This is a genomic window from Arthrobacter sp. FW306-2-2C-D06B (genome assembly GCF_021789175.1).
Taxonomy (GTDB): domain Bacteria; phylum Actinomycetota; class Actinomycetes; order Actinomycetales; family Micrococcaceae; genus Arthrobacter.
On the sequence record NZ_CP084560.1, the window covers coordinates 3,557,261 to 3,580,847 of the forward strand.

The following is a 23,587-nucleotide window of genomic DNA, read 5'->3' on the forward strand; positions in this document are numbered from 1 at the left end:
CTACAAAATATTTCAGGGCGTTGCCGGGCGAGCCGGTAATGTGAATCCCATGAGTGCACCCATTGACCTGCAGGCCACGTTCATTCCCAACGACGGCGAATTCTTCCGCGTCAAGCTCGCGCTGGAAATCGCGATCGACGAAGTAGTGAACGAACCCGGCTGCATCCGTTACGAGCTCACGGAAGCCAGCGAGGACAAGCTGGTCCTGACCGAGCAGTGGGCCTCCGAGGAACACCTCGACATCCACTCCAAGGGCATCGCCGTCCAGGACCTCAACGAATCCCTCAGCGCGCTGCTGGCCGAGCCGGTGAAGCTCGAGCGCCTCTAAATAACATCGGCAGCTCCTGCGGAGCTGCCGATGTTATTTCTAGGAGTTTTCCGCGCGCTGCTTTGCGATGTGCGCGTGGACCTCATCCATGTCGAGCCCCTTGACGGCCTCGATGACCTGTTCCAGCTGGGGTCCGTTGAGTGCGCCCGGCTGGGAGAACACGAGGACCTTTTCGCGGAAGGCCATGAGCGTGGGGATCGAGGAGATACCGGCTTCGGCGGCGAGCTGCTGCTCGGCCTCGGTGTCCACCTTGGCGAAGAAGACATCGTCATGCTTCTCGGAAGCGGCCTGGTATGTGGGGGCAAACTGCCTGCAAGGGCCGCACCACGCAGCCCAGAAATCCACCAGGACAATGTCGTTGCCCTCGATGGTCGATGCGAACTGCTCCCCGGTGATGTCAACTGTAGCCATGCTTCCACGGTACGCGACCGCGCCGCCTAAGTCGCGCTTGTTCGCTACCCGGCAAACCGGGAATAAAGCACGACGGCGGGCGGCCGGATTGGGGCCGGCCGGCACCTTCGGCTAGTGCCAGAGGTGCGGGGCGGCCTTCCGGGCGCCGGGGAGTGCGTTGTTCTCCCGCCACTCGTGGATCCATTCCGGAAGCTCGAGATCCGCTGGAGGCTCACCGAACTCGGCCAGGATTTCCTCCTGGCTCACGGGCCGGCCCTTTGCGACAAGCCGGGTGGCAATGTGCGCGCGGGCGTAGATCTCGCCGTCCACCACCATGCGTTGTTCAAAGTAGATGGCCTTGGAATCGAGCCCGATGATCTTGGACTCGATGGTGTATTGCTGCCAGAGCTGCAACGACTTCCGGAACGCAATGGTCTCCCCTGCAGCTACGGGGCTCCAGCCCCGGCGGCGCATCTTCTGCCAGATCCCTGCACGCACCATAAGGTCGAAGCGTCCAAGATCCATCAGCGAGAAGTACATGCCGTTGTTGACGTGCATTGCAATGTCGATGTCCGTGGGCAGCACACGCATGGGCAACGAGGACATACCCCATACACTGAGCCGGCTCCGCCTGGACGAGGTGAACAAGATCAAGAGGGTTCGCAGAAGCAAATGCATAACCGCCATGTTACTCCGCAGTAACATTTCGGGACAGCTTCGTTTTGTGTGTCGCTACATGGCATGTCGTTTACCGCCGGTTCACATGCCGCGGGAAGAATGTCTGAAAACAAATTGCAGAAGGCACCAAGGAGATCCCGTGAGCACCACCCAAACCATCAGGGCACACGCAGAGGTGTGGCCGGAACTGCCGCTTCACCAGGAACTGGTGTTGCAGGACACCCGCGGCAACAGGATCGTGGGCACCTTGGACGGCATGACCGAGGATCGCAGCACGCTCTGGATCCAGTTGTCCGGAGGCCTCGGCCGGCAACTCGTCCACCATCAGGACGGATACTGGCTGGAGCCCGGCAGCTCAAGCTAACTGGCTTTCGTCGTCGACACCGGAATTCCGGTGCCGACGCCCCACATCCCTGACGACACCGGATTCCGGGTGTCGAGAGTCCAACCGCGCCTCGCAGGCGATCTTCCGCGTCGAACGGCCCCGCCAAGCAAGCAGGCACAAAAAAATCCCCGGAACCAATGGTTCCGGGGATTTAATTTTGTGGCAGATGAGGGATTCGAACCCCCGTAGGCGTTGCCAGCTGATTTACAGTCAGCCCCCTTTGGCCGCTCGGGTAATCTGCCGAACTTCAAAAGAAGTCACTCCCGATCATCGTTTCGTTTCCGATCCGGTAAGCGCGAGCAAGACAACCTTACAGAACTTCCGCCGAAGAATCGAATCGAGGCCTCCAAGCCTCAAAACAGGCGAAAATCTCAGGCCCCACCAAATATCCGGCCAGCCAACTTGGCCTCGAAACTGGCTGCTTGCTCCAGCGTGATCTGGTTGAGTTGCACGGCCCGCAACAAGTCCGAGTGGACACCATCCATCCGCGATGCCGCATCAGGAACCGGGCTCAGGACCACGGACGCTGCGAGCGCCGCGGCTGCAACCGCGGTTGCGGCGGTGGCGGCGACGGCTCCGATTGAACCGGCAGCGGCAGCGGCTGACTTAGTGACGTAACGGACGGCCTGGTTGCTCATAGTGCTCCCTTTCAGGATGGGATCTTCAAACTGTTACAACTCTGGCGGGGCAGTCTCAGTTCCGGCCATGCGTGTGCTGTGAGCGAACTGTGAACGCTCAGCACACGCCGGGCGCTTCCGTATTAGGCTGGTTGGCAGACAAAGCCGCCCGTTTCCGGGCCGCAACGCACCAACCAAAGGAGAGTCATGGCAGGCGAATCCACATTCGACGTCGTCAGCAAGGTAGACAAGCAGGAAGTCGCCAACGCGCTCCACCAGTCCCAGAAGGAAATCGCACAGCGATACGACTTCAAGGGCGTCGGCGCGGAGATCGACTTCAGCGGCGAAAAGATCCTCATGAAGGCCAACTCCGAGGACCGCATCCTCGCTGTCCTGGACGTCTTCCAGTCCAAGCTCATCAAGCGCGGCATCTCCCTCAAGTCCCTCGACCAGGGCGAGCCGTACCCCTCCGGCAAGGAATTCCGCCTGGAATGCTCCATCAAGGAGGGCATTGCCCAGGACATTGCGAAGAAGATCAACAAGATCATCCGCGACGAAGCCCCGAAGTCCGTCAAGTCCCAGATCCAGGGCGACGAACTCCGCGTCACGTCGAAGTCCCGCGATGACCTACAGGAGACCATGAACATCCTGAAGAAGTTCGAAGAGGTCGACCTCCAGTTCGTGAACTTCCGCAGCTAAGACTTCGCTGCGGCCCAGGCCGCCATCCAGAAGTACGACGACGGCGCGTTGCCCCTTGAGCGGGCAACGCGCCGTCGTCGTTAATTGGGTTAGGCCTGTCACGCCACGCAAGTTTATGGGGGCGGGCTCCCGCGAGGACCCCGGGATTCCGCGACGGTACCGATCCGCTGAGGCCAAAAGATTGCTGAGCGTGACAACCGCTCAAAATAATTACGACACCCTTCTTTTGCGTAATCGGATCAAACGGGTACTGTACTTCCTTAGGCGAGCCTAAGTGTGGCTCCCCTAACGAAAGATTCCAGATGACCGCGAACTTCCTGATCGGCCTGCGCGAAGGCCTCGAAGCCACCCTCATTGTGGTCCTGCTGATGGCCTACCTCGTCAAGACCGGGCGCCGCTCGCTGCTCCCCCGGCTTTGGGCCGGCGTCGGCATCGCCGTGGCCGTATCCATCGCCTTCGGCGCCCTGCTCACCTTCGGTCCGCAGGGACTGACTTTCGCCGCGCAGGAGGCGATCGGGGGCGGGTTGTCCGTTGCCGCCGTCGCGCTCGTCACGTGGATGGTCTTCTGGATGGCGCGCACTGCCCGCAGCCTCGGCGGCGAGCTGAAGTCGCAAGTGGACAAGATGGCTGACGGCGCCGCGTGGGGCCTCGTGGTGGTGGCGGCGCTCGCGGTGGGCCGCGAAGGACTCGAGACGGCGCTGTTCCTTTGGGCTGCTGCCCAGGCCGCCGGGGAATCGTCGCAGCCGCTGCTCGGCGCACTGCTCGGCCTGGCCGTTGCCGCCGGACTGGGCTACCTGCTGCACCGCGGAGTCTTGAAGGTCAATCTCTCGCGGTTCTTCACCTGGACCGGCGTCGGACTCATCGTGATCGCGGGCGGTGTGCTCGCCTATGGCGTCCATGACCTCCAGGAAGCCGGAATCCTGCCCGGGCTCCACAACCTCGCGTTCGACGTCTCAGCGGCCATCCCGCCGTCGTCTTGGTACGGCACCCTGCTCAAGGGCACCCTCAACCTTTCCCCCGCCACGACCTGGCTCGAAGCGGGAGCCTGGTTGCTGTATGTGCTTCCGGTGCTCTACTTCTACATTCGGGCCAACGGTTCCGCTTCCGCTAAATCTTCCGGCAACGCCGCCGCTCCCCAAACCCCTTCCCAGGCCGCCAAGGCCGCCTAGACGCTTCTCGCACTCCACAACAGAAGGAAACCCCATGCCTGGCACGACCCTGCCCAAAATCACCCTGCCCAAAATCGCCTCCCGCTCTCGGAAGTCCCTCGCCATCGTCGCCGCGGCCGCCGCCGTTCCAATGGTGCTCACCGGCTGCACGGACAACACAAAGTCGCCAGGGGCCAGCGCCTCCGCCGGACCGATCCAGGTCACCAGCACCAAGACCGAGTGCAAGGTTTCCACCGGGAGCGTCCCCAGCGGAAACCTGAGCTTCGCGGTCAAAAACGAAGGCACGGAAATCACCGAGTTCTACCTCCTCGCGGAGGACGGCTTGCGGATCGTCGGCGAAGTGGAGAACATCGGTCCCGGCTTGACCCGCAACCTGGTGATCACAGCCCCAGCCGGCAAGTACACCACCGCGTGCAAGCCTGGCATGCAGGGCGACGGCATCCGCGCGGCCTTCGAAGTCACGGACTCCGGAAACAAGACCGTCGATGCCGATTTCCAGAAGCTTGTGGACACCGGCGTCCAGCAGTACACGGCGTACGTCAAGGACCAGACCGAGCAGCTCGTGACCGGCACCAAAGCCTTCGCCGACGCCTACGCCGCAGGCGATGCATCCAAGGCCCGCGAACTCTACGCCGCAACTCGCATGCACTGGGAGCGGATCGAACCGGTCGCGGAATCCTTCGGCGACCTCGACCCCAAGCTCGATGCCCGCGAAGCCGACCTAGAGCCCGGCCAGGAATGGACCGGATGGCATCGCGCGGAAAAGGACCTGTTTCCGCCGGCAGGCTACACGGCGCTGACGGCCACCGAGCGAGCCAAGATCGCCACGCAGCTTGTCGCAGATACCGAGGAGCTCGGCAAGCGCACCCGCACTGTGGTGCTCTCCGCGGATAAGCTCGGCAACGGGGCCAAGGAACTCCTCGACGAAGTCGCGCGCGGCAAGGTCACCGGCGAGGAAGAAATCTGGTCCCACACAGACCTCTGGGACTTCCAGGCCAACGTCGACGGCGCCCGGATTGCGTTCGAAAACCTCAAGCCCGCGCTCGCGCAGAAGGACGCTGCCCTCGCCACGAGCCTCGACGAGAAGTTCGCTGCCCTGCAGGCCGAGCTCAAGAAGCACGCCAAGGGTGACGGCTTCGCTTACTACACCGAACTCAGCCCGGCTGAGGTCCAACAACTCGCCGCACTGGTCGACGCCCTGGGCGAGCCGTTGTCCAAGCTCACCTCAGCCGTGGTCCTGTGAGCGGCTGCCCTTTCAACCACGAGCCCGCTGAGGCGCCCGACGGCGGCACCCAGCCTGCCGCCGTCGGGCCGCACAGGCGCGGCGTGTCCCGTCGAGGGCTGTTCTCCCTCGCCGGCGTGGGCGGCGTCGGTGCCGTGGCAGGACTGGCCGCCGGATACCTCAGCCACGATGCCGTGGCCGCAGTGGCCGCCCCCGCAGGCAGCGGAAGCAACGTGGTTCCTTTCTACGGCGAACGCCAAGCCGGCATCATCACTCCCACACAGGACCGCCTCCACATGGCTGCCTTCGACGTCACCATCGAGGACCGCGCCGCGGTGATCCAGCTCCTGAAAGACTGGACCGCCGCGGCCGAGGCAATGACCACCGGCCGCACAACGGGCGCGACCGGCGCCGTCGACGGCTCCTACGATGCGCCGCCGGAAGACACCGGGGAAGCCCTCGATCTCGCGGCGGGCAAGCTGACGTTGACGTTCGGCTTTGGCCCGGGCCTCTTCGAAAAGGACCTCAAACCCCGCTTCGGCCTGGAGGGCCGCAGACCCGGCGCCCTGATCGACCTGCCGCATTTCCCCGGCGATGCCTTGCAGCCAGAACGCACCGGCGGGGACATTGTGGTCCAGGCGTGCGCGGACGATCCCCAAGTTGCCGTGCACGCGATCCGCAACCTGGCCCGCATCGGCTTCGGCAAGGTGCGCGTCCGTTGGTCCCAGCTGGGCTTCGGCCGGACTTCCTCCACGTCGCGGGCCCAGGCGACCGCACGCAACCTTTTCGGGTTCAAGGACGGCACAGCCAACCTGAAGTCGGAAGACGCGGCACCCCTGGACGAGCACGTCTGGGCCACCGCCGGAACCCACCCGGGAGAAGCGTGGATGGCGGGAGGCAGCTACCTTGTGTCCCGGCGGATTCGGATGCATATCGAAATCTGGGACCGCACGTCGCTCCGCGAACAGGAAGGCCTGATCGGCCGCACCAAGGGTGTTGGAGCCCCCTTGTCCGGAGGAGAGGAATTCACGGCGCCGGACTTCGCGATCAAGGGCCGCGACGGAGAGCCGTTGATTCCGATCGATTCCCACGTCCGCCTCGCCCACGCGGACCAGAACAACGGCGTGAAGATGCTTCGCCGCGGATACAACTACACCGACGGTTCGGACGGGCTCGGCCACCTCGACGCAGGTCTGTTCTTCATCGCCTTCGTCAAGGACCCACGGACGCATTACGTGCCCATGCAGATGGCCATGGCGAAGAGCGACAAGCTGGCCCTGGAGTACCTCAAGCACACGGGCTCGGGGCTGTTCGCGGTGCCTCCGGGCATAAAGGCGGGCGGCTTCATTGGTGAGGGCTTGTTCGCATGAAGCCGCCCGTCGTCGAACGCGGCACCGGCACTCGGGGGCTGACGGGACCGCTGGCTAGGAAAGCGGCCGTCCGGCCATCCGTTCGAGCCGCTCGATGCGCTCACGCATGGGCGGGTGGGTGGCGAACAGCTTGGTCATGGCACCGCCGCGGAACGGGTTGGCAATCATGAGGTGCGAAGTATTCACGAGGCGCTGATCCTGTGGCAGCGGCACTTGCTTCACGCCCGCTTCAATCCTGCGAAGGGCTGAGGCGAGCGCCAGCGGATCGCCGGTGAGCTCCGCGCCGTCGTGGTCGGCGTCGTACTCCCTCGTGCGGGAAATGGCGAGCTGGATCAAGGAGGCGGCAAACGGCGCCAGGAGCGCCATGGCGATCATGGCAATCGGATTGGCGTTGCGCCGGTCCCCGCCGCCGAAGAACAGCAGCATCTGGCCCACCGAAGTAATGACGCCGGCGACGGCGGCCGCGATGGACGAGGTGAGGATGTCGCGGTTGTAGACATGCATGAGTTCATGCCCGAGGACGCCCCGGAGTTCGCGCGCGTCGAGCAAGTTCAGGATGCCCGCCGTGCAGCACACGGCGGCGTTCTTCGGATTACGTCCCGTGGCGAAGGCATTGGGGGTCATCGTCGGAGAAACGTAGATCCTCGGCATGGGTTGGTTCGCGCGCACGGAGAGTTCCCGGACGATTTGGTAAAGCTGCGGAGCCTCGGCTTCCGAAACCGGGTACGCGGCCATGGACCGGATGGCGATCTTGTCGCTGTTCCAATATCCATAAGCGGTTGTCGCGATGCCGATCAGTGCCATGATCCAGATGGGCGACGCACTGCGGGTGCCCACGCCGATCACGGCTCCGAGTCCCAGCAGCACCGCCCAGAGCACACCGAATAGCGCTGCGGTCTTCAGGCCATTGTGATGATTATGCACTTCACTACTTTCTTGCAGTTATCTCGCTGTTGGTTCTGATCCGATTAACGCCGGCGGCGGCCCGGACGTTCCGCCCAACTGACTCGCATTTAATGTCGTTCTGGGCCGCCATAACGACAACAACTGCGAGCTACTTGGGCGTGGGGCTCAACACGGGCTAGGGCACCGGGTGGATCGAATCGTACTGGAGGAATCCGCGTTGCCCGCGCGCCACGAGCCACGCCAGTACTGCGCACAGCACGCCGCCGAGGAGCAGGACCCAACCTTCGCTGAGGACCTTGGTGGCGCCACCGGCGAGCATGTCCCCCACTCGCGGACCACCTGAAACCACCACGATGAACACGCCTTGCAACCGTCCCCGCATGTGGTCCGGAGTGGCCGATTGCAGGATGGTGGTGCGGAAGACCGCGCTGACCGAGTCCGAGATCCCGGCAAGGGCGCAACACATGGCGGCCGGGATGATCCACAGCGTGACCCCGTCGCGCCCGGCGTCCCCGGCAAGGACCACCACCAGGCCGAAAGCCGCGATCGAAAAGCCCCATCCGGCCACTGACCACACCACTGCGCTCCCTTGGCGCCGTACCCTCCCCAGCGGTCCGGAGAACAACCCCGCCAGGAAGGCGCCGACAGCCACCGAGGCGAGCAGCACACCCACGGTGGTGTCGCCGCCTCCGATCATCGTGGCTCCGATCGCGGGCATGAGGGCGCGCGGCTGGGCGCAGATCATCGCAATGAGGTCGATGATGAAGGTCATGCGGAGGTTGGGCCGGGTGCCCAGGAAACGGAAGCCCTCGACGACGGAGCGCAAGCCGGGTGCCGACGCGTTCGCTGCCGCGGGAAGGGCCGGGAGCTTGAAAAGGCTCCACAGCGCGAAGGCGAAGCTCAGGGCATCGATCGTGTAGGTCCAGCCAAAACCGCTCGAAGCGACCAGAACGCCGGCCAGCAGGGGGCCGGCGGTCATGGAAATACCCATGTTGAGCATGCTCAACGCGTTGGCTGCGGGCAGCAGTTCCTTGCGGACCAGCAAGGGAATGATGGCGCTGCGTGCGGGCGCGTTGATGCCTTGCGCGCCGCTCTGAACCGCGACGAGGAGGAACAGGATCCAGACATTGTTCAGCTGGAACCACGCTTGGAGTGCCAGGGCCACGCTGCAGCCCCACAAAACGAGGGACGCAACAATGGCGACTTTTCGCCGGTCATAGGCATCCGAAAGGGCACCTCCAAACAAACCCGCGATCACGAGCGGGACCAGGGCAAAGATGCTGAGCAGGCCCACGTAGAGGCTCTGTTGGGTGATGCTGTAGACCTCGAGGCTCACAGCAACCAGGGTCAGCTGGGATCCGACCATCGACACGGACGACCCCAGCCACAGACGGCGGAATGCGGGGCTTTCGCGAAGCGGGGTCATGTCAGCCAGGAGTTTTGCCACCGTCCAACCCTACCCATCAACGCGTCCGCCCTCCCGGAGCGGCGCGTGGGGCGGCGTTCGCTGCTGCGGTCCGGGCCGCCGTCGGGCCGCGTGCCTCTGTCGCGAGCCCGAGTCCGTGCCGCCGTCGCACCCGAGTCCCGGCCGCCGTCGGCGGGTTCATCCGAAGTTAGCCTCACCTTATTGTGAAGTACTCATAATAAGTGCTTCAATGGGCGTATGGCAGATCACACGGCAGACCAGGAAGCGTGGGCTTCCGCCCTGCATTCCCACGGACGCCGCGTGACCAAACAGCGCTTGGCGGTCCTCGCGGCCGTTCAGCACAATCCACATTCCCCGGCCGAAGGCATCCTGGCTGCCGCGCGCAAGGATCTTCCCGAACTGACAGCGCAGTCTGTTTATGTGGTGCTGAGCGACCTTACGGACCTGCAGATGCTGCGACGCTTCGAACCGCCCCACTCTCCCGCGCTGTACGAGACGCGAGTGGGCGACAACCACCACCACGCCGTATGCATCAGTTGCGGCCGGGTGGAGGATGTCGACTGCGCCGTAGGCCATGCCCCCTGCCTCACCCCGCACTGGGATGAGCACTCCAAACCCATGACCATCCAGATCGCAGACGTCCTGTACCAAGGCATCTGCCAGGACTGCCAGGCCAAACAACAGCTTCCTACTCAAACGCAAGTAACCACGAAATAGGAGAACGATGACCGCGAACATCTCGACCACCCAGTCGGGCGCCCCCGTCACCTCGGACGCGCATTCCAAGTCCGTTGGTGCCGATGGTGCCATCATCCTGACCGACCACTACCTGGTGGAAAAGCTCGCCCAGTTCAACCGCGAGCGCGTCCCGGAGCGTGTTGTGCACGCCAAGGGCGGCGGCGCTTTCGGTACCTTCAAGACTTCCTCGGACGTTTCCCAGTACACCAAGGCTGCCCTGTTCCAGCCCGGTGTCGAGACGGACATGCTCATCCGCTTCTCCTCCGTTGCAGGCGAGAACGGCTCCCCTGACACGTGGCGCGACCCCCGCGGCTTCGCGGTCAAGTTCTACACGTCCGAGGGCAACTACGACCTCGTCGGCAACAACACCCCGGTGTTCTTCATCCGCGACGGCATCAAGTTCCCCGACTTCATCCACTCCCAGAAGCGCCTCCCGGGCACCCACCTGCGCGACGCCGACATGCAGTGGGACTTCTGGACCCTGTCCCCCGAGTCCGCGCACCAGGTCACCTGGCTCATGGGCGACCGTGGCCTGCCGGCTTCCTGGCGTGAAATGCAGGGCTACGGCTCGCACACTTACCAGTGGATCAACGCCGAGGGCGAGCGCTTCTGGGTCAAGTACCACTTCAAGTCCAACCAGGGCGTCAAGACCATCACGGGCGACCAGGCAGCTGAGCTGGCCGGCTCGGACGCGGACTTCTACATCCGCGACCTCCAGGAAAACATCGCCGCCGGCAACTTCCCGTCCTGGGAACTGCACGTCCAGGTCATGCCTTACGAAGACGCCAAGACGTACCGCTTCAACCCGTTCGACCTCACCAAGGTGTGGCCGCACTCGGACTACCCGCTGATCCACGTGGGCACCATGGAGCTCAACAAGAACCCGGAGAACTACTTCGCGCAGATCGAGCAGGCCACCTTCGCGCCGTCGAACTTCGTTCCGGGTATCGCTGCCTCCCCGGACAAGATGCTGCAGGCCCGCATCTTCTCCTACGCCGACGCACACCGCTACCGCGTGGGCACCAACCACGCCCAGATCCCGGTGAACCAGCCGAAGAACCAGGTCAACAACTACAGCCAGGACGGCGCGGGACGTTACCTGTTCAATGCTCCTTCGGTTCCGGTCTACGCACCGAACTCCGTGGGTGGCCCGGCCGCTGTTGAGCCGCAGAACCCGGCCGGCGGCTGGGAGAACGACGGCGAGCTGACGCTCTCCGCACACTCCCTGCACGCCGAGGACAGCGACTTCGTCCAGGCCGGCGCGCTGTACCGCGAGGTTTACGACGACGGCGCCAAGGCCCGCCTGCTGGATACCATCACCGGCGCTGTGGGCGGCGTCAAGAGCCCCGGCATCAAGGAACGCGCCATCCAGTACTGGACCAACGTCGACGCCGAACTCGGCGCCAAGCTGCGCGCCAACCTCGGCGCAGGCGAGGGCGAGTCGGCTGCAGAGGCAGCCAACAAGCTGTAACGAGCTCGATAAACGAAGCAACCCCGCTGCGGATTCTCCGCTGCGGGGTTGCTTTTTTGATGCCTATGAACAGCGGGGCCTGTTTACCGTTCCGCGGCGGGTTTTCCACATAGCCGAGAATGTCTCTGGCTAGCTCGGCATTGTGATCCATAGGATCCTTGTATGAGCACATTCACCGGGATCCCCGCAGAGGCCATCGCCTTCTATGCCGAACTTGAAGAGAACAACAACCGCGAATGGTGGTTGGCCCACAAAGACATCTACGACTCCGCCGTGAAGGAGCCATTGACGCTGTTGCTGGAGGAGCTTGAGCCACGTTTCGGGCCGGGCAAGGTATTCCGTCCGAACCGGGATGTCCGCTTCTCCCAGGACAAGTCCCCTTACAAGACGGCACAGGGAGCGTTTGCAGCGGACAAGGAGGGCGTGGGCTACTACCTCCAGCTCAGTGCAGACGGCCTGCTGGTCGGCGGCGGATGCCACTCGCGCACCCCGGAGCAGATTGCCCGTTTCCGCGCCGCCACGGATTCGCCGGCCAGCGGGGAGGAACTCCAGAAAATCGTCGATTCCATCGCCGCCGCCGGTTTCGCAGTGGAGGGTGAGAAGCTCAAGACCGTGCCTCGTGGTTTCGACAAAGACCATCCCCGCGCCGAGCTCTTGAAGCACAAGTCGTTGTCTGCCGGAGTGACTTTGGGCGAACCGGAATGGATGTCCCAGCCCTCAGCCAAGGAAGAGATCGCCAAGCGTTGGGAGGTACTGCGCCCGCTCGTGGAGTGGGTCAACGAGCACGCGGCGCCCTAGTCGCTCGAGTCGAAAGCGTTGGGGTCGTAGTCGTTGGGGTCGAAAGCGTTGGGGCAGCCCCTCGATCCGGTCGCCTAGACCCTGCTGAGGCTGTCTTCGTCGTCGCCGCTCTTCCCGGACAACGCAGCCTTCCCGGACAACGCAGCCTTCGCGGAAGCGAACTTCTCGTTCAGTCGGGAGTGGCGCTGCCCGTAGGCAAAGTAGATGGCAAGTCCGATTACCAGCCAGATGGCGAAGAAGATCCAGGTCTCCACGGCCAGGTTTGTCATCAGGTAGACGCACAGCACCGCCGAGACCACGGGAAGGACCTTGCCGAACGGAACCCGGAAAGCGGGCTTCAGATCCGGGCGCTTCTTACGCAAGACCAGGATGCCCAGGCTCACCATGACGAAGGCCGAGAGGGTACCGATGTTGATCATTTCTTCGAGAAGATCCACGTTGGTCAGACCGGCGACGATTGCTACGGCCGCGCCGCAGATGATCTGGAGGCGGACCGGCGTCGAACGCTTGTCGCTCGTCTTGGACAGCGCGCGGGGAAGCAGGCCATCACGGCTCATGGCGAGGACGACGCGGGCCAGGCCCATGAGCAGGACCATGATGACGGTGGTCAAACCGATCAGGGAGCCAAAGGCAATGACCTTGGCCGCGTCGGTGTTTCCGACCGCCTCGAAGGCCGTGGTCAGGGTGGGGTTCTTGGCTTCGGCCAGCTGTGTATAGGACACCATGCCGGTCAAGGCGAGGGAGACCAGGATGTAGAGCAATGTCACGAGCGCCAGGCCACCGAAGATCCCCCGGGGCAGCGTCTTCTGTGGGTTCTTGACCTCTTCCGCGGAGGTGGCAACCACGTCGAAGCCGATGAACGCAAAGAACACCAAGGCTGCGCCGGCAAAGATGCCCAGCGTTCCGTACTGCGCCGGAACCGCACCGGTGAGGAAGCCGAAGAGGGACTGTTTCATGACATCCGCCCCGTCGGCGCCTCCTGTAGGTTGTGACGCCGGGACAAAGGGCGCGTAGTTGGAGAATTTCACGTACGTGAAGCCGACGACAATAACGAACAGCACCACGGCGATCTTGATCATCGTGAAGACGTTGCCCACGCGGGCGGACAGCTTGGTGCCCAGCACGAGGAGCACCGTGAAGATGGCAACAATCAGGAAGGCGCCCCAATAGAGATCCACACCGCCGATGTTCAACGCCGGGGGCATGTCCACACCCATGAGCGCAAACACTTTGCTCAAGTAGATTCCCCAGTACTTGGCGATCACGGCAGCAGCGGTAAACAGTTCAAGGATGAGGTTCCAGCCAATGATCCAGGCAAGGACTTCACCCATGGTGGCGTAGGTGAAGACGTAGGCGGACCCGGCAACCGGGATTGCGGTAGCGAATTCGGCGTAGCACATGATCGCCAAGGCGCACGTGACGGCCGCGACGGCGAAGGAAATCGTCACGGCGGGGCCGGCAAAGTTCGCAGCCGCCTTGGCCCCGACAGAGAAGATCCCGGCGCCGACTGCAACGGCAACGCCCATGATCATCAGATCCCAGGTGCTGAGGGAACGCTTGAGCTTGCGTCCGGGCTCATCGGCGTCCGCAATGGACTGCTCGATCGATTTGGTCCGGAAGAGGTTCATAAAGGAGTCCACAATCTTGATGAGGCGGTAGAAACAGACTCATCAAGAGTAGTGTCCAGCCAATGGACCCCCACATTTGTCCCAAATCGTGAGACGCAAACGCCGCACATCTTCAGAGCTTGGGGACGTTCCAATCCATCAAGGTGGAACGGATCAGGAAGCGTTTCCCCTCGGGAGATTCCACGGAGAAGCCACTCCCGCGGCCGTCCACCACATCGACCGTCAGATGTGTGTGGGACCAGTAATTGAACTGCTCCCGGGACATCCAGAACTCCAAGGGCTGCGCCCGTTCGGGCTGGCCGATGTCGAAAAGTCCGAGGAGAACGTCCGAATCGCCGGTGATGAATTCGCCGGCGGGGTAACACATGGGTGAGGAACCGTCGCAGCAACCACCTGACTGGTGGAACATGAGCGGACCGTGCTGCTCCCACAACTTGCGGAGCAGTTCGATGGAAACGGCGGTGAGCGCCACCCGGGAAAAGTCTTCCCCGGGTAGCGTCACTGCGGCGTCAAGCCTGTTGTGGGGCATTAGAACCTCAGCACCACGCGGCCGTCGATCTTGGCGTGCTTCATTTCGTCAAGGACCGCGTTGACCTCGGAGAGCTCGCGTGTGGACACGGTCGGGTGGATCTTGCCCTGCGCGTAGAAGTCCAGCGCTTCCTCCAGGTCCTGGCGTGTTCCCACGATCGAACCACGGACGGTCAGGCCCTTGAGCACAATCTCGAAGATCGGCGCGGGGAAGTCTCCCGGCGGGAGTCCGTTGAAGACGATGGTCCCGCCACGCCGGGCCATGCCGATCGCCTGCCCGAACGCCGACGGGTGGACTGCCGTGACCAGGACGCCATGGCAGCCTCCGGTTTCCCGCTGGATGACTTCCGCCGGATCTTCGTGCAACGCGTTGACCGTCAGCTCGGCACCATGCTTCTTGGCGAGGGCAAGCTTGTCATCTGCGATGTCCACCGCGGCAACCCGCAAGCCCATGGCCACCGCGTACTGCACCGCGATATGACCCAGCCCGCCGATACCGGAAATCGTGACCCACTGGCCCGGCTTGGCCTCGGTCATCTTCAAGCCCTTGTAGACGGTGACTCCGGCGCACAGCACCGGAGCGACCTCCACCGGATCCGAACCAGCCGGAATCCGCGCAGCGAACCGGCTGTCCACCAGCATGTACTCCCCGAAGGAACCATCCACGCTGTAGCCGGCGTTCTTCTGGGCCTCGCACAGCGTTTCCCAACCCGTCCGGCAGAACTGGCAATCGCCACACGCGGACCAAAGCCAGGCATTGCCCACCAGGTCCCCGACCGCCAGATCCGTCACGCCCTCACCGAGCGCCACCACTTCGCCCACCCCTTCATGGCCGGGCACGAACGGCGGTGAAGGCTTGACCGGCCAGTCCCCCTCCGCGGCATGCAGGTCCGTGTGGCACACCCCGGTGGTCAGGACCCGGACCAACGCCTCTCCGCGGCCGGGCGTGGGAATCGGAAGGGACTGGATCTGAAGGTCTTTACCGAATTCAGTTACTACGGCTGCTTGCATTGTCGTCGTCATTGGCGAAATCCTTGCGTCGTTAAAGCGTTTCTCGAGGGGAACTGCTGCTTTCCTGAGGGATGGCCAGGGTGGTTCGGCGGGGAGTGATCTGTGCTGAACACTCCCCGCCGGATTAAGTGCGGCTTAGAAGAAGCCGAGCTTGTTCTCGTTGTAGCTGACCAGGAGGTTCTTGGTCTGCTGGTAGTGGTCCAGCATCATTGCGTGGTTCTCACGACCAATGCCGGAGGACTTGTACCCGCCGAACGCGGCGCCGGCCGGGTAGGCGTGGTAGTTGTTGACCCAGACACGGCCGGCCTGGATTTCCCGGCCCGCCCGGTAGGCGACGTTGCCATTGCGGGACCAGACACCGGCGCCGAGTCCGTAGAGGGTGTCGTTGGCGATGCCGATGGCGTCGTTGTAGTCGCTGAACTTCGTCACGGACACCACGGGGCCGAAGATCTCCTCCTGGAAGATCCGCATCCGGTTGTGGCCCTCGAAGATGGTCGGCTGGACGTAGTAGCCGCCGGCCAGGTCGCCGTCGAGCTGCGCGCGGGCGCCGCCGGTGAGGACCTTGGCACCCTCCTGCTTTCCGATGTCGATGTAGGAAAGGATCTTCTCCAGCTGGTCGTTGGAGGCCTGGGCACCGAGCTGGGTGTCGGTGTCCAACGGGTTGCCCTGGATGATTTTCTGCGTTCGGGCCACGGCGTCGGCCATGAAGGAGTCGTAGATGCCTTCCTGGACCAGGGCGCGGGAAGGGCAGGTGCAGACTTCGCCCTGGTTGAAGGCGAAGAGCGTGAAGCCTTCCTGGGCCTTGTCGTAGAACGCGTCGTTCTGGGCGGAGACGTCGTCGAAGAAGATGTTCGGGCTCTTGCCGCCCAGTTCAAGGGTCACCGGGATCAGGTTCTGGGACGCGTACTGGCTGATGAGCCGGCCGGTGGTGGTCTCGCCGGTGAAGGCGATCTTGCGGATCCGCGGGCTGGAGGCCAGGGGCTTGCCGGCCTCGACGCCGAAGCCGTTGACGACGTTGACCACGCCGGCGGGCAGCAGGTCACTGATCAGTTCCATCAGCACCAGGATGGAGGACGGAGTCTGCTCGGCGGGCTTGAGGACGACGGCGTTGCCCGCGGCCAGTGCCGGGGCGAGCTTCCACACGGCCATCAGGATCGGGAAGTTCCACGGGATGATCTGGCCCACGACGCCCAGCGGCTCGCGGAAGTGGTAGGCCGTGGTGTCCTCGTCCAGTTGGGACAAGTGGCCTTCCTGGGCGCGGATCGCGGAGGCGAAGTAGCGGAAGTGGTCCGCCGCGAGGGGGATGTCCGCGTTGAGGGTTTCCCGGATGGGCTTGCCGTTGTCCCAGGTTTCGGCGACGGCCAACAGCTCGGTATTCTCGTCGATCCGGTCGGCGATCTTGTTCAGGATCGCGGCGCGTTCGGTCGCGGAGGTCTTGCCCCAGGACGGCGCTATTTTGTGCGCGGCGTCCAGTGCGAGCTCGATGTCCTCGGCTGTGCCCCGCGCTACCTCGCAGAAGGCCTTCCCGGTCACCGGGGTGATGTTCTCGAAGTATTGCCCCTTGACTGGGGCAACCCATTCGCCGCCGATCCAGTTCTCGTAACGGTCCTTGAACGTGACCTTCGAACCCTCGGCACCCGGCTGTGCATAAACAGTCATCTGTAGCTCCTTTGCTCCGCATGATGGTGGCTTTGCTGTGCCATCAGCGTAGGAGCGGGAAGGTTGCAAGCAGGTTGCAACCCTGTGTTTCAGATCACGTCCGGGCGGTACCCACCTACAGGGGTCGGAAGCTAAAGGCCCGCGGGGAAATTGTAGGAGCTTGGAACCGGCGAAGGTGCGGCACCAAAGGAGAGCACCACTTCGTCGTGGGCTTTGAGCACAACGTCGGACACCGGCCCACTCTGCTTTGCGCCGTTTACGTAGGCGGTCCAGCCGCCGGTCCCGCTGTGCGGTGCTCCGGTGGCATCTTTACCGTCCAGGACTCCCCACTCACTGAGGACCTGGCCCAGGGTGTACTTCAGTCCGGGCGTAGGCGCTTCGATGTGGATGACGCCGGAGGTGTCGTGGGTGTGAAGCGCCGAGATTCCGTTGGGCTGCCCGTCGGCCCCGAAGCTGAAGCCGATCTCGGCCGGGACCGTGACGGCTTTCCCATCAACGAGGACGTCCAGGTGGGCGTGATAGTGCTCGGCGGTGCCTTCGGCGGTGAGGACATCCAGGCCCGCGGCCTTGATTCTCTGGGCGCCGGCGGCCGGATCGAGTTCCCAGCCGGCGGCGGCAGCTGTTGTGGCCGAAGCCGAAGGCGTTGCCGATGCGGGCGCTGTCTGGGCGGGCGCCCCGCAGGCTGTGACTCCGGCGAGGAGTCCGAAAACGGTCAGGGCAACGGCGAGGCGTTTGTTCAACACGGAGGAAGCTTCTTTCGTTTGGCTCGGTTCTACGATACGGGCCGAAACTCCGTATTTGCCGAGTGCCACACGAGGGGCCCGCGTCAGGCCGACAGTTCGGTTTCCAGGCGTTCAAGCTCGGCGACGACGGAAGCCCGCTTGGGTGAGCGCGGCGGCAGGAGCTTGAGGGCGGCAAGCCGCACATCGACGTCGTTCTTCGCCTCCGGCAGCCCGGCATACTTGAGCAGCGCCTCGGCACTGCCGTCGTTGAGGACCGCCTCGCGCAAGAGCGCCGAGACCTTCTCGCGGAGCTCCACAATGCCGGGCGCTTCGGAATGCGGAAGGACGGCGCCTTTGTAGATCTCCAAGGCAATGCGGTGGGCGCCCCGCTGCAGGCAAGACAGGACCTGGGCGGCGTCCTGGCCGAGGTCGATCGGGAGCCGGTAGGGGCGGGATTCCGGAACTGCCGCGGGGTCGAGTTCGTGCAGGACTTTGCGCAGGCGCACCATTTCGGCCCGGAGGGTGACGGTGAATCCATCTCCCGGATAAAGGGCCAGAGCGAGCTCCTCGGCACTGAGCCCCTCGGGACGGGCTCCCAGCAACGCCAGGATCTCGCTGTGCCTCGCGGAAAGCGGAATGCTGCGTCCTCCCATGCTCAACAGGGCCTGGTCCCGGCCCAGCAGCTGGAGGCTGTTCCGGTAGAGCCCGTTGCCCTGGCGCGAGCCGACGGCGGAAGGCGAGATCCGGCGTCGGGCAGGCGTCGAGTGCTTAGTGGCCGCGAGCTGGAGCCTTTCCACGCGCAATTGTGCCTGCGCTGCCGCCACGGTTGCTTCAACGAGGGAAAGCGTGTGGGGTGCGACGGCGGCTTCCGTGCCGGTGATGTCGACGACGCCGAGGAGCGCGCCGGAGTCAGGGTCATGGAAAGGCACCGCCGTGCAGCTCCACGGGTGGACGGAGCGTTTGTAGTGCTCGGCGCCGGAAATCTGGATGCCGCGGCCCAAGGCGAGCGCCGTGCCGGGGGCGCTCGTCCCGACGGCGGCTTCGGACCAGTCCGCGCCTGCCACGAACATCATGCCTTCGGCGCGGCGCCGCATCGCGGGATTTCCGTCCACCCACAGCAGGCGGCCGAGCTCATCCCCCACGGCCACCAGCAGCCCGCTCTCATAGCTGGGCTGGATGAGGAGCTTCTGGATGACCGGCATGATGATGGCCAGCGGGTGTTGGCGGCGGTATTCCTCAAGCTCGTCGAGGTCCATGGCCACGGGAGCTTCGGGCTGGTCCGGGTTCGCCTTGAACTGCGCGGAACGCTGCCAGGACTCCTTGATTAGGCTACGCAAACCGGAAAGCTCCGTGGCATCTGGAAGCCCAAAGCGCCACGTATCAATTTGCTCATGGCCAGCGCGGGCATGGCGCTGCAACAGCTCGGCGACATCATTGACCGAAGCTGCCGGATGGATCGGATTCTTCATCGAACTCCCAAAACCGGACGCAGCACAGTATCGGCCAGTCTAGTTGCGAGCCGAGGCTTTGCCTATGGGGCGACGCCGAGTAAGGGTCGTCCGGTCGAATTCGCGGCTGCGGGCCGAAGGCTAGGTTCCGGAACGCAGCCCACGGTCCGCACCCACGGTTTCGGCAGGGAACGGCGTCGGAGAGCCGTTAGCCCCGCGAGATCTCGATCATGTCCTCGCGCGGAACCACCTTGATGCGTTCGCGTACGACGCCGGCGTCCGGGTTTTCGGCTGTCCATGCGGCGCCGAGGGCTACTTCGTGCGCATCGAGCTTGTTCCAGCCTTCCCAGGTGGTGTACTCGATGCCCCGCTCTTCAAGGAGGTTGATGATGGCCTGCGGGTCCGGGTTTTCGGCCGGGGGCAGCGTGAGGCGGTCCTCCAGGAGGCAGCCGATGGTCTCCAGCGCGTCGCCCTTGGTGTGTCCGATCAGGCCGACGGGTCCGCGCTTGATCCAGCCGGTGGCGTAGATACCGGGTACCGGCTTGCCGTCGGCGCCCAGCACCCGTCCGCCGTCGTTGGGGATGACCCCGCGGCGGGCGTCGTACTCAAGCTCGTCCAGCGGGGAACCGTGGTAACCGATGGCGCGGTAGACGGCCTGGATCGGATAGTCCACGAACTCGCCGGTGCCCTTGACATTGCCCGTGCCGTCCAGCTGCATGCGCTCGAACTTGATGCTGGAGACCTTCCCGGAGCCGTCTTCGGAAACGATCTCCACCGGGCTGTGCAGGAAATGCAGGTGCAGGCGGCGGGACGAGGGCTGCTCGGCTTCGGCATGTTCCTCGACGAGCCAGTTAGTCAGCGTGTTGACCATGGTCTTGATCTGGTTGTTGCTGCGGATGGCCTCGTCTGAAGCTTCGTCAAACTCGAAATCTTCCGGGTACAGCACAATGTCCACGTCGTTGGAGTGCGAGAGCTCGCGCAGTTCCAGCGGAGTGAACTTGATCTGGGCGGGACCGCGACGCCCGAAGACATGCACGTCCGTGACCGGGGAGGCTTTGAGGGCGGCATAGACGTTGTCCGGGATTTCGGTCACCAGGAGGTCATCTGCGTGCTTCGAGAGCATGCGGGCCACGTCCAGCGCGACGTTGCCGTTGCCGATGACTGCCACTTCCTTGGCATCCAGGGGCCACTCGCGGGGCACGTCCGGGTGTCCGTCATACCAGGAGACGAAGTCGGCTCCGCCGAAGGAGCCTTCCAGCTCGATGCCGGGGATGTTCAGCTCCGCGTCCTTGATGGCCCCCGTGGAGAAGATCACCGCGTCGTAGAAGGCGCGGAAGTCGTGCAGCGTGAGGTCGCGGCCGTAGGTCACGTTGCCCAGGAAGCGGATGTCTCCGCGGTCCAGGACCTTGTGGAGCGCGTTGACGATGCCCTTGATGCGGGGGTGGTCCGGCGCCACGCCATAGCGGATCAGGCCGTACGGTGCGGGGTATGCCTCGAAAAGGTCGATGCTGACCTCGACGTCGCCGTCCTTGACCTCATTCGATTTGGTCAGGATATCCGCGGCGTACACGCCGGCCGGCCCTGCGCCGACAATAGCGACGCGCAATGGACGTTTTGAGGTGGTTTCGGCCGAGTTGGACACCGTGAACCCTTCTGAGACGGGAATCCGCCCCGCGTGGTGGGGCGCGCAGTTTCCAATTCTAGTTCTCAGTTGCGGCCGGAGTGTCAGTACGTGGCGGGAGGTGACACAACCGGGCGAGGAAACTCACAATAACTTTCCGGCCGTACGGTCAGGAATACGTTCGCAAAGTGTGATGTTGTTGACTTTGTGTCTACGCCCGAGCAAACCGTGCCTGCCCAGTCCGCCACCAGTGCTTCCAGCGCTTCGAATGCTTCGGCTACAGCAGCCGCCGCCGCTGCCACGGCCAAGAAGGAGACGACGGCGGGTGTGGTGTTCGGTATCGGGGCGTACGGCCTGTGGGGGCTGCTTCCGCTCTACTTCCTGGTGTTGCAACCCGCCAGTGCAGTGGAAATCGTCGCGAACCGGGTGGTGTGGTCGCTCATTTTCTGCGCCCTTCTCATCACCATCACCCGGACGTGGCGCCTCCTCGGCAATGCCTTCAGGGACCGGACGGTCCTGGGGCCACTCGCCGTCGCTGCCGGACTGATCGCCATCAACTGGCTGACCTACACCTTCGGCGTCACCACCGGACATGCGGTCGAAGCCTCGCTCGGCTACTTCATCAATCCGCTCGTGTCGGTGCTCCTTGGCGTGTTCGTCCTGAAGGAAAAGCTCCGCCCGCTCCAGTGGGCCGCCGTCGGGATCGGCTTCATCGCCGTCGGCGTCTTGACGGTTTCCTATGGCAAGCTGCCGTGGATCGCGCTGGTCCTGGCGTTCAGCTTTGGACTTTACGGTTTCGTGAAGAAGCGCGTGGGGCCCAAGGTCAACGCCATCACGAGCCTCACCGTGGAGACCGTGGTCCTCGCGCCGATCGCCGGCGCCACCATGATTGTCCTCGGCCTCACGGGAGCCGGGACTTTGGGAAGCAACGGCCCGGGCCACTTCTGGCTATTGGCGGCTTCAGGCATCATCACGGCCGTGCCGCTCCTGTTCTTCGGTGCCTCCGCACGCCGCCTTCCCATGACCACCATCGGCCTGCTGCAATACTTCGCGCCGGTACTCCAGTTCATCGTGGCGCTGGCCGTCTTCCACGAGGCCATGACCCCCGACCGTTGGGTTGGCTTCGGGATCGTGTGGCTGGCGTTGCTGCTCCTGACCCTCGATATGCTGCGCACGGCACGCAAGAACTCGGTCATCAGGAAAAGCGCACGGCTCAGTGGGGCCTAGGACCCCCGGACATGCTCAGCGCTACCCAGCACCAATGGACATGCTCATTGGCGTCCACTGGACATGCTCATTGTTAAACGCAAGGGATGGACATAGTCGCACTATGTCCATCCCTTGAACCTAGAGGCGGGCATGTCCACCTGAAGGTTGTGGCTAAGCGTTGGCCTTGATGGCCGCTGCCAGGACCTCGAGGCCGTCCAGGAGCAGTTCGTCGCTGATGACAAGCGGCGGCAGCAGACGGATCACGTTGCCGTAGGTGCCGCAGGTCAGGATGATGACGCCTTCCTGGAGGCACGCGGCGGCAACAGCCTTGGTCAGTTCCGCGTTCGGTTCCTTGGATCCGGCCTGGACCAGTTCGATCGCCAGCATGGCACCGCGTCCACGGACGTCGCCGATCGCGGGAACCTCAGCAGCAAGTTCACGCAAGCGGCCGAGTGCGATTTCCTCGATGTGGCGTGCGCGGGCGTTGAGGTCGTGCTGTTCCATGGTGCCGATGGCAGCAAGAGCCGCAGCACAGGCAACCGGGTTGCCACCGTAGGTGCCGCCGAGGCCGCCCGGGTGGACGGCGTCGAGCAGGTCAGCGCGGCCTGTGATCGCGGACAACGGGAGGCCGCCGGCAATGCCCTTGGCCATGGTGATGATGTCCGGGACAACACCCTCGTGGTTGACGGCGAACCATTCACCCGTGCGGCAGAAACCGGACTGGACCTCGTCCGCAATGAAGACGATGCCCTTGTCCTTGGCCCATGCGGACAGTGCCGGCAGGAAGCCCTCGGCGGGAACAATGAAGCCGCCCTCGCCCTGGATCGGTTCGATGATGATCGCGGCAACCTGGTCGCCGCCGATCTGCTTCTCGATCATGGTGATGGCGCGCTTGGCGGCCTCGGCACCGGTGATCTCCGGGTTTTCCTCGCGGAACGGGTAGCTCATCGGCATGCGGTAGACCTCGGGCGCGAACGGGCCGAAGTTGGTCTTGTACGGCATGGCCTTGGCGGTGAGTGCCATGGTCAGGTTGGTGCGGCCGTGGTAGGCGTGGTCGAAGGCGACGACGGCGTCACGGCCGGTTGCCAGGCGCGCCACCTTGACGGCGTTCTCCACTGCTTCGGCACCGGAGTTGAAAAGCACGGTGCGCTTCTCGTGGTCGCCCGGGGTGAGGCGGTTCAGCTGCTCGGCGACGGCGACATAGCCCTCGTACGGCGTGACCATGAAACAGGTGTGGGTGAAGTGCGCTGCAGCGTCCTGGACGGCTGCGACGACGGCGGGATCCGAAGCGCCCACGCTGGTCACCGCGATGCCCGAGCCGAGGTCGATGAAGGAGTTGCCGTCGACGTCGCGGATGATGCCGCCATCGGCGTCCTCAACGTAAACGGGCACGCCCGAGGACACGCCGGCCGCGACGACGGCCGCGCGGCGCTCGTTCAGGGCCTGTGACCTGGGGCCGGGGAAGGCGCCGTTGATGCTGCGCTTCTGGTCCAGGCGGTAGGTGATTTCATGTGCTGTTGCGGTCATGATGGTTCTTTCTTTCTTACTTTTGCGTGCCGTGTGC

General features: G+C 63.9%; 23 protein-coding genes and 1 tRNA gene. 10 read left to right on the forward strand and 14 right to left on the reverse strand.

Translation table 11 applies throughout. The features are described 5' to 3' along the window. Positions 1–49: 49 nt before the first annotated feature. Positions 50–328: a putative quinol monooxygenase gene (locus LFT47_RS16595; RefSeq protein ID WP_236812376.1), complete on the forward strand. Its 279-nt coding sequence runs from the start codon at positions 50–52 to the stop codon at positions 326–328. 39 nt (positions 329–367) lie between these two features. Here LFT47_RS16595 and LFT47_RS16600 read toward each other — a convergent pair whose 3' ends face one another. Together LFT47_RS16600 and LFT47_RS16605 are read right to left on the reverse strand one after the other, a co-directional pair. Further along, positions 368–739 carry a thioredoxin family protein gene (locus LFT47_RS16600; RefSeq protein WP_059387274.1) on the reverse strand — a complete coding sequence of 124 codons (372 nt, stop codon included), beginning with the start codon at positions 737–739 and terminating at the stop codon, positions 368–370. Positions 740–850: 111 nt separating this feature from the next. Beyond that, complete coding sequence (locus tag LFT47_RS16605; protein ID WP_236812378.1) at positions 851–1,396, reverse strand: acyl-CoA thioesterase; 546 nt, start codon at positions 1,394–1,396, stop codon at positions 851–853. A 139-nt stretch (positions 1,397–1,535) separates the two neighbouring features. On the opposite strand from LFT47_RS16605, the gene LFT47_RS16610 reads away from it, so the two are divergent. Then, positions 1,536–1,760, forward strand: coding sequence for a hypothetical protein (locus tag LFT47_RS16610; protein ID WP_236812380.1), 225 nt, complete (start codon positions 1,536–1,538; stop codon positions 1,758–1,760). Positions 1,761–1,941: 181 nt separating this feature from the next. Here the strand turns inward: LFT47_RS16610 and LFT47_RS16615 are convergent. Both LFT47_RS16615 and LFT47_RS16620 read right to left on the reverse strand, forming a co-directional pair. Continuing rightward, positions 1,942–2,023, reverse strand: a tRNA-Tyr gene (locus LFT47_RS16615). A gap of 129 nt (positions 2,024–2,152) precedes the next feature. Then, positions 2,153–2,419, reverse strand: coding sequence for a hypothetical protein (locus LFT47_RS16620; protein ID WP_236812382.1), 267 nt, complete (start codon positions 2,417–2,419; stop codon positions 2,153–2,155). 186 nt (positions 2,420–2,605) lie between these two features. Here LFT47_RS16620 and LFT47_RS16625 point away from each other — a divergent pair, with 186 nt between their 5' ends. The 4 genes from LFT47_RS16625 to efeB all read left to right on the forward strand — a co-directional run bounded on the left by LFT47_RS16625 (position 2,606) and on the right by efeB (position 6,858). Beyond that, entirely contained in the window at positions 2,606–3,097 is a 492-nt protein-coding gene (locus tag LFT47_RS16625) for a YajQ family cyclic di-GMP-binding protein (protein ID WP_236812384.1), read from the forward strand. Between the two features lie 302 nt (positions 3,098–3,399). Next, complete coding sequence (efeU, locus tag LFT47_RS16630; RefSeq protein ID WP_236812386.1) at positions 3,400–4,266, forward strand: iron uptake transporter permease EfeU; 867 nt, start codon at positions 3,400–3,402, stop codon at positions 4,264–4,266. A 34-nt stretch (positions 4,267–4,300) separates the two neighbouring features. After that, entirely contained in the window at positions 4,301–5,509 is a 1,209-nt protein-coding gene (gene efeO / locus LFT47_RS16635) for an iron uptake system protein EfeO (RefSeq protein WP_236812388.1), read from the forward strand. Further along, entirely contained in the window at positions 5,506–6,858 is a 1,353-nt protein-coding gene (efeB, locus tag LFT47_RS16640; RefSeq protein WP_236812390.1) for an iron uptake transporter deferrochelatase/peroxidase subunit, read from the forward strand. Before efeO ends, efeB begins: the two co-directional genes overlap by 4 nt. 54 nt (positions 6,859–6,912) lie before the next feature. Here efeB and htpX read toward each other — a convergent pair whose 3' ends face one another. Next, positions 6,913–7,782: a zinc metalloprotease HtpX gene (gene htpX / locus LFT47_RS16645; RefSeq protein ID WP_236812392.1), complete on the reverse strand. Its 870-nt coding sequence runs from the start codon at positions 7,780–7,782 to the stop codon at positions 6,913–6,915. Between the two features lie 157 nt (positions 7,783–7,939). Then, entirely contained in the window at positions 7,940–9,211 is a 1,272-nt protein-coding gene (locus tag LFT47_RS16650) for an MFS transporter (RefSeq protein WP_236812394.1), read from the reverse strand. Between the two features lie 216 nt (positions 9,212–9,427). Here LFT47_RS16650 and LFT47_RS16655 point away from each other — a divergent pair, with 216 nt between their 5' ends. The 3 genes from LFT47_RS16655 (at position 9,428) to LFT47_RS16665 (ending at position 12,197) form a co-directional block, all read left to right on the forward strand. Next, positions 9,428–9,907, forward strand: coding sequence for a Fur family transcriptional regulator (locus LFT47_RS16655; protein ID WP_236812396.1), 480 nt, complete (start codon positions 9,428–9,430; stop codon positions 9,905–9,907). A gap of 7 nt (positions 9,908–9,914) precedes the next feature. After that, a complete protein-coding gene (locus LFT47_RS16660) occupies positions 9,915–11,399 on the forward strand; it encodes a catalase (protein WP_236812398.1) in 1,485 nt (494 codons plus the stop codon). Positions 11,400–11,561: 162 nt separating this feature from the next. Continuing rightward, positions 11,562–12,197, forward strand: coding sequence for a DUF2461 domain-containing protein (locus LFT47_RS16665; RefSeq protein ID WP_236812400.1), 636 nt, complete (start codon positions 11,562–11,564; stop codon positions 12,195–12,197). Between the two features lie 74 nt (positions 12,198–12,271). Here the strand turns inward: LFT47_RS16665 and LFT47_RS16670 are convergent, their stop codons facing one another. The 7 genes from LFT47_RS16670 to LFT47_RS16700 all read right to left on the reverse strand — a co-directional run bounded on the left by LFT47_RS16670 (position 12,272) and on the right by LFT47_RS16700 (position 20,835). Continuing rightward, a complete protein-coding gene (locus LFT47_RS16670) occupies positions 12,272–13,825 on the reverse strand; it encodes an amino acid permease (protein ID WP_236812402.1) in 1,554 nt (517 codons plus the stop codon). 112 nt (positions 13,826–13,937) lie between these two features. Further along, positions 13,938–14,354 carry a DUF779 domain-containing protein gene (locus LFT47_RS16675; protein WP_236812404.1) on the reverse strand — a complete coding sequence of 139 codons (417 nt, stop codon included), beginning with the start codon at positions 14,352–14,354 and terminating at the stop codon, positions 13,938–13,940. After that, positions 14,354–15,376 (reverse strand): alcohol dehydrogenase AdhP, encoded by a 1,023-nt coding sequence (gene adhP / locus LFT47_RS16680; RefSeq protein ID WP_236812405.1) that lies wholly within the window; start codon positions 15,374–15,376, stop codon positions 14,354–14,356. The genes LFT47_RS16675 and adhP overlap by 1 nt, the downstream gene beginning before the upstream one ends. 123 nt (positions 15,377–15,499) lie before the next feature. After that, positions 15,500–17,023 carry an acetaldehyde dehydrogenase ExaC gene (gene exaC, locus LFT47_RS16685; protein ID WP_236812406.1) on the reverse strand — a complete coding sequence of 508 codons (1,524 nt, stop codon included), beginning with the start codon at positions 17,021–17,023 and terminating at the stop codon, positions 15,500–15,502. A gap of 131 nt (positions 17,024–17,154) precedes the next feature. Then, complete coding sequence (locus LFT47_RS16690; protein WP_236812407.1) at positions 17,155–17,766, reverse strand: hypothetical protein; 612 nt, start codon at positions 17,764–17,766, stop codon at positions 17,155–17,157. An 83-nt stretch (positions 17,767–17,849) separates the two neighbouring features. Then, positions 17,850–19,214 carry a GAF domain-containing protein gene (locus LFT47_RS16695; RefSeq protein WP_236812408.1) on the reverse strand — a complete coding sequence of 455 codons (1,365 nt, stop codon included), beginning with the start codon at positions 19,212–19,214 and terminating at the stop codon, positions 17,850–17,852. Between the two features lie 187 nt (positions 19,215–19,401). Continuing rightward, positions 19,402–20,835 (reverse strand): FAD-dependent oxidoreductase, encoded by a 1,434-nt coding sequence (locus LFT47_RS16700; RefSeq protein ID WP_236812409.1) that lies wholly within the window; start codon positions 20,833–20,835, stop codon positions 19,402–19,404. A gap of 306 nt (positions 20,836–21,141) precedes the next feature. Here LFT47_RS16700 and rarD point away from each other — a divergent pair, with 306 nt between their 5' ends. Continuing rightward, the gene (gene rarD / locus LFT47_RS16705) at positions 21,142–22,041 is read left to right on the forward strand and encodes an EamA family transporter RarD (RefSeq protein WP_236818657.1); all 900 of its coding nucleotides are present in this window, start codon (positions 21,142–21,144) and stop codon (positions 22,039–22,041) included. A 153-nt stretch (positions 22,042–22,194) separates the two neighbouring features. On the opposite strand, the gene gabT is transcribed toward rarD, so the two are convergent. After that, entirely contained in the window at positions 22,195–23,550 is a 1,356-nt protein-coding gene (gabT, locus tag LFT47_RS16710) for a 4-aminobutyrate--2-oxoglutarate transaminase (RefSeq protein WP_236812410.1), read from the reverse strand. Between the last annotated feature and the right edge of the window lie 37 nt (positions 23,551–23,587).